At 68.0% G+C, this 12,508-nt stretch carries 12 protein-coding genes; 2 read left to right on the top strand and 10 right to left on the bottom strand.

What is annotated here, in order from left to right:
• Positions 1-12: 12 nt before the first annotated feature.
• The 5 genes from ACFVXG_RS16565 to ACFVXG_RS16545 form a co-directional block, all read right to left on the bottom strand.
• Complete coding sequence (locus tag ACFVXG_RS16565; RefSeq protein ID WP_387928134.1) at positions 13-441, bottom strand: hypothetical protein; 429 nt, start codon at positions 439-441, stop codon at positions 13-15.
• A 17-nt stretch (positions 442-458) separates the two neighbouring features.
• Complete coding sequence (locus ACFVXG_RS16560; RefSeq protein ID WP_387928132.1) at positions 459-668, bottom strand: hypothetical protein; 210 nt, start codon at positions 666-668, stop codon at positions 459-461.
• Between the two features lie 17 nt (positions 669-685).
• Positions 686-2,185 (bottom strand): DUF2637 domain-containing protein, encoded by a 1,500-nt coding sequence (locus ACFVXG_RS16555; protein WP_387928131.1) that lies wholly within the window; start codon positions 2,183-2,185, stop codon positions 686-688.
• A 101-nt stretch (positions 2,186-2,286) separates the two neighbouring features.
• Positions 2,287-2,682 (bottom strand): WhiB family transcriptional regulator, encoded by a 396-nt coding sequence (locus ACFVXG_RS16550; protein WP_387928129.1) that lies wholly within the window; start codon positions 2,680-2,682, stop codon positions 2,287-2,289.
• Positions 2,682-2,930 carry a hypothetical protein gene (locus ACFVXG_RS16545; protein WP_387928127.1) on the bottom strand — a complete coding sequence of 83 codons (249 nt, stop codon included), beginning with the start codon at positions 2,928-2,930 and terminating at the stop codon, positions 2,682-2,684. The genes ACFVXG_RS16550 and ACFVXG_RS16545 overlap by 1 nt, the downstream gene beginning before the upstream one ends.
• A gap of 704 nt (positions 2,931-3,634) precedes the next feature.
• Between ACFVXG_RS16545 and ACFVXG_RS16540 the strand changes: the two genes are divergently transcribed.
• Complete coding sequence (locus tag ACFVXG_RS16540) at positions 3,635-4,405, top strand: helix-turn-helix domain-containing protein (protein WP_387928126.1); 771 nt, start codon at positions 3,635-3,637, stop codon at positions 4,403-4,405.
• On the top strand, positions 4,402-4,875 hold the full coding sequence (locus ACFVXG_RS16535; protein WP_387928124.1) for an NUDIX hydrolase: 474 nt from the start codon (positions 4,402-4,404) through the stop codon (positions 4,873-4,875). The genes ACFVXG_RS16540 and ACFVXG_RS16535 overlap by 4 nt, the downstream gene beginning before the upstream one ends.
• On the opposite strand, the gene ACFVXG_RS16530 is transcribed toward ACFVXG_RS16535, so the two are convergent.
• From ACFVXG_RS16530 to ACFVXG_RS16510, 5 genes are all read right to left on the bottom strand, one after another.
• A complete protein-coding gene (locus ACFVXG_RS16530; RefSeq protein ID WP_387928122.1) occupies positions 4,872-5,417 on the bottom strand; it encodes an HD domain-containing protein in 546 nt (181 codons plus the stop codon). The two genes, ACFVXG_RS16535 and ACFVXG_RS16530, sit on opposite strands and share 4 nt — an antisense overlap.
• 28 nt (positions 5,418-5,445) lie before the next feature.
• Positions 5,446-5,880: a GntR family transcriptional regulator gene (locus tag ACFVXG_RS16525; protein ID WP_387928120.1), complete on the bottom strand. Its 435-nt coding sequence runs from the start codon at positions 5,878-5,880 to the stop codon at positions 5,446-5,448.
• A 179-nt stretch (positions 5,881-6,059) separates the two neighbouring features.
• A complete protein-coding gene (locus ACFVXG_RS16520; protein WP_387928118.1) occupies positions 6,060-7,577 on the bottom strand; it encodes a PIN domain-containing protein in 1,518 nt (505 codons plus the stop codon).
• A gap of 517 nt (positions 7,578-8,094) precedes the next feature.
• Positions 8,095-9,324: an ATP-grasp domain-containing protein gene (locus ACFVXG_RS16515; RefSeq protein ID WP_387928117.1), complete on the bottom strand. Its 1,230-nt coding sequence runs from the start codon at positions 9,322-9,324 to the stop codon at positions 8,095-8,097.
• Positions 9,325-9,335: 11 nt separating this feature from the next.
• Entirely contained in the window at positions 9,336-12,464 is a 3,129-nt protein-coding gene (locus tag ACFVXG_RS16510) for an amino acid adenylation domain-containing protein (RefSeq protein WP_387928116.1), read from the bottom strand.
• Positions 12,465-12,508: the final 44 nt, after the last annotated feature.

The following is a 12,508-nucleotide window of genomic DNA, read 5'->3' as shown; positions in this document are numbered from 1 at the left end:
CCTCCGGGGCGGTCAGATGGAAGTGATGAGGGCAGCGGCCGTCTCGAAGGCGTGGTGCCACGCCTGGTCCAGCGCGTACGCGCCGTTCATGCCGTGGTCGGCGAGGCGGACGAACCGCCCCTTGCCGGTGGCGTCGGCCAGCTGGCGCAGGGGCTCGCGCCGGTCGGCGATGTAGTGCGTGGTCGCGGAGAGGGCGAGCGCGGCGGCGACCGGGGCGGGCCGCAGCCGCAGGCCCAGCAGCCGGGCGCCGCCGAGCAGCGCGGCGGCCTGGACGGCGGCGTAGGAGGCGACGTGGGCGGCGCAGGCCCGGCGGCCGGCCGCCCCGCTCTGGCCCTTGGTGGTGGCCTGGTGGTCGCTCTGGACCCAGTGGTCCGCCACGTCCGCCGCCGACCGCAGCAGGGCGTAGGTGGCGGCGAAGCGGGCCGCGCGGATGCTGGTCATGTTGGCTCCGTTCATGGTCAGCGGGTCTGCTGGATGAGGGAGCCGATCAGCTCGGGGCGGTTGGTGGATCCGAGCGAGCGGCCGGCGGTGGTGAACAGGTGCCACCAGTGGGCGGTGCCGTCGTCGTTGCTGGTGTGGGCGCAGGTGAAGCCGTGGAGCGGGAAGACGTCCACGACCCGGGTCTGCTCGAACTCCGGTGGCGGGGCCGGGATGTGGTCGGTGTTCATGGCGGGGTTCTCCCGGTTCAGGCGGTGAGGGCGTGGGGGGTGTAGCCGGAGGCGAGCAGTTCGGCGGCCTCGGTGCGGCGCGTCGAGGCGGTGGCGGGGGAGACGTCGAGGGCGTCGGCGATGTCCTTGAGTTCGACGGCGGCGGGGTTGCCGCCGGCGGCGAGGATCATCCGGGCGACGCGGCGGGTGGCGCGGGCGGCGGGGGTCAGCTTCGCGGCGTCTTCCGCTTCGACCGCGCGCAGTTCGGTTTCAGCGGCGCGTGCGCGGGTTTCAGCGGCACGAAGCCGGGCGTTCTGCTCGGCCTCTTCCTCGTCCGCGCGGGTGCGTCGGGCGGCGGCCGTGTCGCGCTCGGCTTCGGCCGTGCGCTTGCCCGTTTCAGCGGTGGCCTCTTCGATTTCAGCGGCGGCCTTGGCCGTTTCAGCGGCGCGCAGTCGGGCGTCCTGGGCGGCCTGCTCGTCCTCGGCTTGGGCCCGTTCGACGGCCGCGGCCTCGCGGTCCGTTTCAGCGGCGCGGCGCCGCGTTTCAGCGGCGGCCTGTTCCGTTTCAGCGGCGGTGCGTTCGGTTTCAGCGGCGCGCCGGCGGGCTTCGGCGGCGTCCTGCTCGGCGGCGGCGGCCTTCAGCTCCTCCTCGGCCTGGTCGAGCCGTTCGGCGGCTTCGGCCTCGCGGCTGGCGGCCAGGGTGCGGGCCTGGGCCTGGGCGCGGGCGGTGGCGGTCTCGGCGCCGACCTCGTAGCCGGCGGCCTCGATCCGGCCGGCCGTGCGCAGGCTGGAGATCTGCGCTTCGGCGGTGCGGGTCTCGGCGCGGGCGGTGACCTCGGCCTCGAACGCGGCCTGCCGTTCGGCCCGCAGTCGGGCGCTCTCCTCGGCCTCTATCGGCAGGGCCAAGGCCTCGTCCACGCTCAGCCCGAAGCGCTCCATGGTGAGCGGGAGTCGCTGGTCAGCGGGGGCCTTGTGCCAGTCGCCGCCGTGCTCGCGCTCCAGCATCACCCGGTAGACGAGCCGTTCGCGCTCCAGCTCGACCGCCCGGTTGTAGCTGGAGATGCCGTTCAGGCGCATCCTGCGGTACATGCGAAACGACGGCCACGGGGCGAGCAGCCAGCGGTGCACGGGCACGCCGTCGCGCTGGTGGCCGGCCTCAATCCGGGTGATCCGGATGACCAGGCGCCGCCCGGCCTCAACCACCGCCACGAACATCACCGGGATCGCGGCGTGCATCGCCGTGCCGGTCGGATCGGCCAGCAGCGGACCGGCGGAGGCGGCGTTGAAGTAGATCGTGGCGGCGGTGAAACCGTGGGCCAGCAGCCGGAGCATCGGCCACGGGGTGCCCTTGCGGATCAGGTGCAGATCCATCGCGAGCAGGGCCACGATCCCGGCGTCCACGCCGACCGGGAACGCGTAGCTGAAATCCCCGAAGCCGTGCTTGAAACCGAGCTGCTGTAGCGCCGAGTAGGAGCCGCTGAACCCGATGCCGGCCAGGGCTGCGCCGCCGAGCGCGGCGAGGACCGTCAGCCCCAGCATCAGCGCACCCCGGCCGGTGGGCCGCGTGGTTGAAGCGGTCGGCTGCGTGGTTGAAGCCGATGCGGCCGGGGTTGAAATGCCCGTGGGGGCGGCCATCGTCGTCACGCAGCACCCCCGAGGGCGCGGCGCGCACGGGCGGCAGCCCGGAGCCGACGCTGGTGCAGCGCGTCCCGCTCGGCCGTGGTCAGCCCGCCGAAGATGCCGTGCTTCTCGTGGCGCTCCAGCGCCAGTTCCAGGCACATCGTGCGGACCGGGCAGCCGGCGCAGATCATCTTGGCGCGGCGCTCGGCCCACCAGGCCGCCGCGGTCGCGTCCTCGGTGACCTCGGTGTCCTCGTCGGGCTCCGGGTAGAACAGGTCGGAGTCGGCGCCGGTGCAGGCAGCCCCGGGCAGGGCGCCGTCCGGGTCCGGTCGGTACTCGGCAAGCCGGGTGGCCAGCGGGCGGGCGGTCCGGTGCGGGACGCGAGTGCCCGTCAAGTGCAGGCGCCGAATGCTCATCAGGCCGCCGCCTTCCAGGTCAGCACCCGGCGGCGCTCCGCCTTGCGCATCAGCGCGGACGCGAACCGGGCCGCCGGCCCGTCCAGGTCCCGCAGGATCTCCCTCGCGGCATCGAGCCGGGCCCGCCGGTCCTCGGCGGTCTCGTCCTCGCTACCGGTGAACAGCTCGGCGTCGACGCCGACGCCGAGGGCGAGTTCCGCGAACTCGTCCGGCGTCGCGGCATCCTGGCCTGCGACAATCAGCTTCATGGGTCGTGTTCCTTCACTCGGGCGGCCCTGAGCGGTCCCGGTGTTCCCGCACCGGGACCGCAGCCGTGTTGGGGCCGGACGATCGACGAGCGTCCGCGCGGACCCGACGTACCTCCGCCGAGGCGGCGGGACGCCGGGAACCGTGATCGCTGGTCGACGCCTCACCGGCCAGTGGCGCGGTGAGGCGACCTATGTCTCTTGCGGTCGATCCGTTTCATCGGGACACCTCCTTCGGTCGAGCGGGCAAGGGAAACGCACTGCAAGGGGGGCCACGCCCCCACTCTCCGGCCGTTGCTCGCGGTCACCGGGCCACCTCGCCAGTCGGGGCCGAAGCCCCTGTCCCCTGGCCTTTGCGGAGATTGCAGCGTCCTCCGCCTCAGCTCACAGACGCCCCTTTGGAGGGGCTGTTGCACCACTCCGACAGGCGCGTTTGCGCAGTTCAGAGCAGCCCAAAGAAGGGGCTGTCAGTTCGCCAGCCTCGCGATGCGAGACATGTTGAACATGTCTCTTACGATGCCGAGAAGCCGACGCTTCGTCAAGTCCTTCGTTTGGTTTGGCCGGTGAGTCCCGGCCGCGCATCAATAGATTCGGCTCTGCGGCCCTGTCGGAACACGGCGCGTCTGGACGGCTACAGCCCGGCTTCGCTACGGTCGAAGTCGTCCCGGATCGTCCAAGCGCCGCACCATCGTCCAGGGGAGGGCGAGATGGCCAATGAGAGGCTGCGAGGGGCAATCCTCGCCAGCAATTTGACGATTGAGCAGATCGCGGAGCGGCTCGGTGTGAGCTCGCGAACCGTCGAGCGATGGGTGGAGGCCAAGGACGAGCGCCGGCCGTACAGGCGCTTCCAGTACGCGCTCGCCAACCTGTTGCAGCGAGACCTGTCGGAACTCTGGTCGGACGAGCAGACCAGCAGCGCGGCGGCGGAAGCCGGCCGGGCCGAGCTGGTGAAGCTATACCCACACCGCGCGGTCGTGCCGAAAGAGCTGTGGACGTCCCTCTACGCGAGGTCCACGCGGCACTTCGACCTGGTGGTGTACGCCGGATTCTGGCTCTCGGAGGACCCGCTGTTCTTCCGCCTCGTTCGGGAGAAGGCGCAGGCCGGCGTGCCCGTACGGCTCATGCTGGGCGACCCCGACTGCGTGGGCGTGGCCCAGCGGGGCGAGGATGAGGGGATCGGCCCGGCGATGGCGGGCAAGATTCGCAACGCGCTCGCCAACTACGCGCCGCTGTTCGGCGTTCCCGGAGTCGAGTTCCGGCTCCACTCGACGACGCTCTACAACTCGCTCTACCGAGCCGATGACGACCTGCTCGTCAACGGACACGTCTACGGCGTCGGCGCCTATCTGGCGCCGGTGATGCACCTTTCCCAGGTGCCCGGCGGAGAGCTGTTCAGCACGTACGCGGCGAGCATCGAACGGATCTGGGAGAGCTCCCGGGCCATCACCTCGCCACACCTTGAAAGTGAGGCCGCATGAGCCGCATCGACTACTTCCATGACCCTGCCGCCCCGACGGCGAACTCCGTTGTGCCCTCCGTTACCGCCGTCGTGACGGACACCGATGGGCGGCTGCTGCTGATCCACAAGACGGACAACAACCTGTGGGCCCTCCCCGGTGGCGGGCACGACATCGGGGAGTCCGTGGCGGACACCGTGGTTCGTGAGGTCCGGGAGGAAACGGGGATCGACGTCGAGGTGGCTGCGGTCGTCGGCCTCTACACGGACCCTGGTCACGTCATGGCCTACGACGACGGGGAGGTCCGGCAGCAGTTCTCCATCTGCTTCCGGGCACGCCCTGTCGGTGGCGTCCTGCGGACGAGTTCGGAGTCGAAAGAGGTCCGCTGGGTGAACCCAGCGGACCTCGACGACCTGGACATTCACCCGTCCATGCGGCTGCGGATCCAGCACGGCTTGGCATCGGACCGCACGGAGCCGTACATCGGTTAGGCCGACGTGCCGATCTGGAGCAGCCGGCCCTCGACCCGCCGCGCTGCCCCATCGATCTCCGGCTCGGCGCGCCGGATGAACCGGCCGACGACGCTGTCGGGTCCGTACCGGCCCACGATCTCGGCGATCCGGTCGGGCGTCGTCGTCGGCGTGCCGTCCGGAGTGGTGGTCATGTCGCAGTAGATCAGCGCGTCGACCAAGTGGGGTTCCTCCAGCGGGAACTCCGCCTCCAACTCCCGGCGAAGGCCCCGTTCCTCGGCTTCGAGCAGGGCACAGGAGTGGTGGGCGACCAGGCGCACGACGCGCTCGTCCACGTTCTCCGCGCGGAGGAACCGGGCGCCGTCGAGCGGGTGGAACCCGGTGTCGACGATCCGCGGCGAGTAGCCGACGTCGTGCAGGACCGCTGCGGACTCCAACAGCTCAGCATCCGGGCCGAGGATGCTGGCCAGGGTGCGTGCCTTGCTAGCCACCCCCTTGGAGTGGTTCCAGCGGCGCGGCAGATCGGCGGACAGAAGGGATTCGGCAAGCTCGTACGCCCACACGACGGCATCCGCTCCTAGGTGGCTGTGATCAGAGGTGGTTGGCAGGAAGTGCGCGGACGCGCCGCCCCTTCCCGTGACGGACTTCGAGAACGCCGGCCCCCTCCAACTGGGCGAGGGCGCGCCGGACGGTGCCCCGCGCGGCGCCGGTCGCCTCGGTGAGTTCCTTCTCGGACGGGAACTCGGCGTCGACGCCGAGTTTGTGAACCATGGCGGCGAGTTGGTCGAGCACCGGAACCTTGGGCGCGGCTCCGACAACGAGCCACCCCACGCCGGGCTGCGATCGGATCAAGCCCTCGGCCGCAAGGACGTCGAGGGCGCGCTTCACCGTGGTGCGGGCCACGCCATACTCCTCCACCAGGTCGGCTTCTGATGGAAGCGATACCAGGGTGGAGTCTCCGCTGATCCTGGCGCGCAATGCGTCGGCAATCCGCAAGTACGTACCGCGCGGGCTCCGCTCGGGCACTGGGCCGCTCCTTCCATAGGTAGATACCTAGACAGGATGGACGATCCCGGGGGCAAGTTGCCAGCCTCGCCAGCCACATGCCTCTGACCTCCAGCGCGTCGGGATGACCTCGCCCGACCGCGGCAGCAGAGCCCAACGTCAACGACAGTCAGGCTTGCGGGCTCAGCCTTCTCAGAGATTCACACTGCGCCATCTGCTCGAGGATGCCTGGGGCGAGGAGTATGCCCATGGGAACCGAGCACTGTCGCACGCCCGCCATTCGAATCGCGAATGTGCAGATCAAAGCCAGCCTCACTGGCCAGGGTGCGAGTTTGTGCGCCGATTTCCGGCAGCTTGGTAAACAGCAGCCGCAGCCTCTTCCCATCGAAGCTAAGATCAATGGGTGGCTCGCCTATACTCTCGATGATTTTACTGTACGGAGCCGAGAGTGGGTGGTCGAGTTTAGTCCTCGCGGAGATCTCACCGACAGTGTGACCTGATCCTGTGAGGAATTGGGAAATCCTGTTAATTTCCTCTGCTGGAAATGGCAGAAAATCGATTTGTACTCGACCGCGAGACGGTCGCTTGGTGTGGCGCTGCACCTTTTCGATGAGGAGATGCACGGCTCTGATTTCATCCAGTATTTCAGCTGCCCGATCCTCCGCCTCGACAGTGGCCTGGGTGTCCTCAATATGGTAGGCATCCGATGCAAGTTCAGTGGCGGCTCTGTGCATATCGGAAAGTCGGTTAGCCTCTTCCTTGAGGCTGTAGACGAGATTATAGTAGCGGTCCGATGCAATATCGATCAGATGCTCGGGTGAAGTGGCGGAAATTTGGGCCTGTGCCACCGTGGTATCACTGACTGCCGTTCCCAAGCTATCCTTTGCGTGGCGCAGGAACAGGCCGAGGTTGACTATCAGAAAATCGACACTGGCTCTAGATTTGATTTCGGCAATCAGCTCGGGCCTAGCGCCGATGGTGAATCCAGCTTCTTTCCTTACCCAATCTTCTTTTTCGTCATTGGTGACAAAGAGGATCGGCCTCCCGGTAGACTCCGCCATCCTCAGGGTCTGCTCCCATAGAAAGTAGTCGCCATGGGCGTTATCTGATTTTGCCGCATCCTTATAGCCCGGTGGAATCTTCGAGGCGGCTCGCTCGCTGAAACGTTTGATATGTTCGGCGATCTCGGATTCGGTAAACGCCTCGCCCGTGCGACCTTGGAAGATATGAGACAGATCCTCCAGGATGGGGTCTTGGCGTGTAACTATTTCCAGTGAGAGGTCAAAGCTGTTCCGGTAATTCTCGAGATGTTCGAGAATCGTGGAAAATGACGACTCTAGAGGTTGTATCAAACGCTCCTTTTCCTTTGGCGTGATGGAGCTCCGTTTGGCAAATGCGTGAATCTCCTCAAGGGCCTTCGCCTTTAGGGAGATCAGGTTGCGTGGAATATTTGAATAAAGGTCTAGATGTTCTCTTAGGGCGTCAATCCGGCGGGAATAGAACTCTGAGGCGACCTGGTGCGGCACCCAAAGTCTGTCTTGGGCCGCCTTGAGTACATCGAGTAGCTCGGTGCGTGCCTGAGGGGTGAAGCGATATAGCTGAAGAAGAACGTTTGTATCAAGCACGATTTGGTAGGAGCGAATTGCTTCGTTGTAGTCGCTCTGCGGTCGGCGCCAGTAGCCGTTGAATGTACCGAGAAAGTCCGAACTATCTGTCATGTCCGCCCCCAGAGATGCTGGGGTGCTCTCCACAGGCACCCGCCTCAGTCATTGGTGCGCCTAGGGTAGTCCGGCTCGATTGACCCCTGGGCGGTTTTTTGCGGATCAGGGTGGAGGCGCCCCGGAGGACCGCACCCATCTCGGCTGTGAGGCAGTACGACGTGCAAGCCGACGCGTGCCGCGCCATTAGCCGCTGACATCAACGCCTGCATGTAGGACTAGGCGCCATGCTGACGGCAGGTCCTGACGGCAACAGCGACGGACATGAGACGGCAAGGGAGGCTGTCAGCTAGCGGCTGCCGGGAGGCGCGTGCGCCTTCGCTGAGCCTGTCCGAAAGGTCGAACGAGCTTACAAAGCAGATGTCGGCGGTTCGAAACCGTCCGCGCCCACAGTGAACATGCGGGGCAGAGGGCCGTGGTGGCAGCTCGGAAGAGCCGGCACCACGGCCCGAAGCACATGTCGACTCGCTGGCGCACCCGAGCCTGGGCGGCTGTGACGGAGCCGCACCGTGAACGGCTACATCGAAGGATTCAGCTCGAATCGCAGGTCCAGCAGGTCGTCCACGGAGTCGGCGAGGGAAGCGAGCTGCTCGTGGCTGTCCGCGGCACCTGAGATCTGGCCCAGACAGCCGTCATAGCCGATCGCCCACTCCACGGTGGACCCGGGGCGTCCCCACACGGTGGCCGAGTCGATTCCGGGCAAGGCGGCGACCTGGTCCACCCCGTCGACCGCCACCAGCGAGGACGCTCCCTTCGGCGGCACGACGAGCTGGGTGAAAGCCACTCGATCGTGGCGGATCTCCGGGATCGCTCGGCTCCGTGGCATAGCGGCGGCCAGACACAGGCGTACTGCGTCCACCCCGGCCGAGCGCTGGAGCAGTCCGTTGACGAAGCCGCCGAGTCTTCCGTTGACCTCGATGACGCGAGGGCCCTCGGCCGTCAGCTTGATTTCGGTGTGCACCATACCGGTGCGCACCCCGAGCGCGGTGGCGGCCCTGTGCGCCACGTCGGCGACCTCGGCCGTGACCGGATCCGGCAGGTTGGACGGCATGAAGAAGCCGGTCTCGCGGAACGGCTCCGCCAGCGGGTACCGCCCGGTCACCGCGATGTCGTACGGGACGCCGTCCTGGAACAGGGTTTCGCACGAGACGTAGTCGCCCCAACGGGGGCCGGCGATCGCCGGGTCGCCGATCAGCCGTTGCTCGACCACGTAGGCCGACGCGTCCGCCGCCTGGAGGCGCCGGGTCAGCAACTCGGTCGCGGAGGCGAGGTCGTTCACGGAGTAGGTGTGTCGGCTGCCGTAGCCACTGACCGGCTTGACGACCGCCGGGAAGCCCACCTCGTGCAGCGCCGGCAGTACCTCGTCGACGGTGCTGACCCGAGCGAAGCGCAGCGTGTCCACCTGCGCCTTCCGCAACGCCTCCCGCTGGGCGGTCTTGTCGGTCAGACGTCGGGCGGTGGCCGGTGTGTGGAAGTCGAGCCCCAAGCGCTCGGCGATTTCGGCGCCCAGCACGATCGCGGTCTCGTTGAACGCCGCGATGCCCACCGCTTCGGCGGCTCCCGGCAACCGGGAGAGATCCGGACACCGTTCGAGGTCGACCGATCGCCCGAGCATGCCGACCACCGCCTGCAGCGCTTCGGGCAGTTCCGTACCCCGGTAGAGGAAGACGGGCTCACACAGATCCTCTGCCGCCTGCCAGATCTCCCGGGGCGTGGCCGAACCGAGCCGGGTGAGCACGACGAACACTACGGGAAGGGTCATGACCGACCTTTCGTCAGGGAAGCGAGGGACTTGGTCGGCGAACACCGGTTGTCCTGCGCGGCCAGGCTTCTGATGCCGTCCAGCAGGCTGTCGGCCAGCCGGGACGCGAAGCCGTCGCCGTAGCGATCGGCGTCGACCGTGATGTCCAGGCTCAGGCCGCGGCCCTGCAGATCGTTGATGACCTCGACCCGGGCCGGCAGGTTCGTGCGATCGCGCACCTCCTGGTCCGCGGTGACCAGGCCGAGTTCCAGCAGTTCGTCGCGCGCGTGGAAGTGCACGTAGCTGAACACGACGTCGAACGGCGGCCCGCCGAGGACACTCCGGATCTCGGAGTAGGGGAAGCGCCGGAACTCCAGCACCTCGTTCTCCGCCGCGAATGCCTGGTGCGCCAGCGATTCCCAGGTCGCGGTGGTCGTCTCGGCCAGCCGGATCGGCACGTGGTTGACGAACAGGCCGACAGTCAGATCGGCACCGGGCAGTTCCGGGCGCCCGTTGACCGACATGCCCACCACGGGAGTCGGCTGGTCCCACAGATCGCACAGCGTCGCGTAGCAGACGGCGAAGAACTGGCTCTTGAGGGGTACGCCCCAGGCCTTCGCGTTGGCCGTCAGCGAGTGGGCCAGCTCCATGGGCACATCCAGGGAGACCTTCTCGTGACGGGGAAAGCGACGACTGCTGTCCTTGACGTCGGCACGGAACCGCTCGAAGTGGGCCAGCGATCGCTCGTCGGCCAGGGCAGCCCGCTCCAGCTTGACGAACTCGGCCAGTGCGGCCGGCTTGCCGAGCACCGGAACGTCGCCGGTCAGCAGACCGTGGTAGGTCCGCAGCAGTTCCAGGGCGAGTACCGACTCGCTCCAACCGTCGAGCACGGCATGGTTGAACGAGTACGTCAGGCGGAACCGGCCGGAGTCCAAGTGCGCGGCGTGGACCCGCATCAGCGGTGCCACCTCCGGGTCGAAGGCGGCCGTGAGCTCGGCCATGACCTCCTCGTGCCGGTGCGCGAGCCGGTCGGCATCGAAACCGAGGTAACTCTCGACCTGGAGCGGGAGGGCCGGCGTGGCCTCGACGAGCTGAAGCGGCTCGGTGAAGTCGGCCAGGTCGAACCGGGTCCGCAGAATGGGGTGCCTGCGGGCCACGGCGTCGAGCGCCTCACGCAGCCGCTCCGGTACCAGCTCGAGGTTGACGTCCCGAGAGACCACGTCGATGTAGACCGCGTCGTCACTCAGCATGCTCTCGAAGATCATGCCCAGTTGGAGTCTGGTCGCCGGGTAGGCCGCCTCGATCCCCTCCGGCAGCCTGGCGATGTCCTGCGGCGGGATCAGGGCGAAGCGTTCGCGGCCCGGGTCCAGCTCCTCGGCCGCCCCGGTGAGGGTCAGGGCAGCGCACACCCCGCGCAGCGTGGGACTGCGGAAGAAGGTCACCAGTTGGAGGGACAGGCCCCGCTCGTCGGCCTTGGAGAGGATCCGGATGGCCAGCAGCGAGTCGCCCCCGAGCGCGAAGAAGTCGGCGTCCGGTGCGATGTGGTCGAGCCCGAGCACCTCGCACCAGATCTCGGCCATCACGGACTCCACCGGCGACAGCCGGTCGTCTGCGGAGCCCGGGCGTTCGGCTGTGAAGGCCTCCACTTCGGACAGCGCCGTTCTGTCGACCTTCCCACTGGCGTTGAGGGGCAGCGCGGTGTGCTCGACGAAACGCTGCGGGCACATGTACTCGGGCAGGCGCGTGCGGACGTGCTCGGCGAGGTCGGCATCGGCGGCCGTCACCACGTGGGCCACCAGCTGCTCCGTGCCGCCGGCTGACCGGCGGACCACGACGCAGACGTCGAGGACACCCGGGTGGCTCCTGACCGCCGCCTCCACTTCACCCAGCTCGATCCGGAACCCGCGTACCTTGACCTGGCGGTCCAGCCGGCCGACGAACTCGATCAGCCCCGACGGCGCGAGACGGCCCTCGTCGCCGGTGGCGTACATCCGGGCCGCCGGGTCGGCGGCGAAGGGGTCCGGCACGAACCGCTCCCGGGTGAGTTCCGGCCGGTGCAGGTAGCCGCGCGCCACGGCCGTACCGCCGATGAAGATCTGTCCTCGTTCGCCGGGCGTGACGGGAACCAGATCCGCGTCGAGCAGGTACACCGAGGCGCCGTGGATCGGACGGCCGAGCGGGAGGGCGACCGCGTCGGGGGGCACATCGTCCATCACGTGGCTGCTCACCAGGGTCGTCGCTTCGGTCGGCCCGTAGACGTTGCGCAACGTGTGCCCCGGCAGGCCCTGGGACCGCTTGCGTTCGACGTAGGCATGAGCGTGGGCGGCCGACATCGCGTCACCGCCCACGATGAGCTGGCGCACGCCGTCGAAGCACTCGGGCTGACGGTCCATCAGTACGTGGAAGACCGCCGGGGTCAGCAGAAGGACGCTGATCCCCTTCTTCACCAGAGACGCCGGAAGCTCCTCGACGGCCTGGTAGGACGGTGCTGCCAGGACCAGCTCGGCACCGTTCGTGAGCGCTCCCCAGATCTCGAACGCGGACGCGTCGAACGCGAGCGGCGCCAGCTGGAGGAAGACTTCGTCCGGTCCGAAGCGGACGTAGTCCTGCACCGGGCTGACCAGGTTGACCGCGCTCTCGTGGGTCACCACGACACCCTTCGGGGTGCCGGTGGTACCGGAGGTGTAGATGATGTAGGCCGTGTTCGACGGCGCGACCTCCACCGGCGGTCCCGCAGGCGGTCCCGCAGGCGGCGCCGGGTGGGGTCGGTCGACACAGATCACCCGCACGTCGGCGGCCAGCGTCTCGGCCAGGTCGCTCCGAGTGACCATGAGCTGGGCGCCGGAGTCGGCGAGCATGAAGGTGAGCCGGTCCACCGGATAGCCGACCGGCAGGGGAAGGTAGGCGCTGCCCGCCTTGAGCACGGCGAGCATGGCGACGATCGCCTCGGCCGACCGGTCGAGGTGGATGGCGACGACCTGCTCCGGCCCGGCTCCGGCATCGATCAGCCGACGAGCCAGCTGATCTGCCAGCTGCCCGAGCTCACCGTAAGTGATGTCCAGGTCGGCCACGTTCAGCGCCGTCCGGTCGGGATCCGACGTGGCGAAAGCCTCGAACCGGGCATGCAGCAGTGCGTTGACGGTCATCTGTGGCACTTCCTTGGTCTCGGTGGTGTCCGATCTGTCAGCAG

The sequence above is a fragment of the Kitasatospora sp. NPDC058162 genome, assembly GCF_042884005.1.
Taxonomy (GTDB): domain Bacteria; phylum Actinomycetota; class Actinomycetes; order Streptomycetales; family Streptomycetaceae; genus Kitasatospora.
Note: the sequence above shows the minus strand (reverse complement) of the source record. Positions and strands in the feature narration are given on the sequence as shown.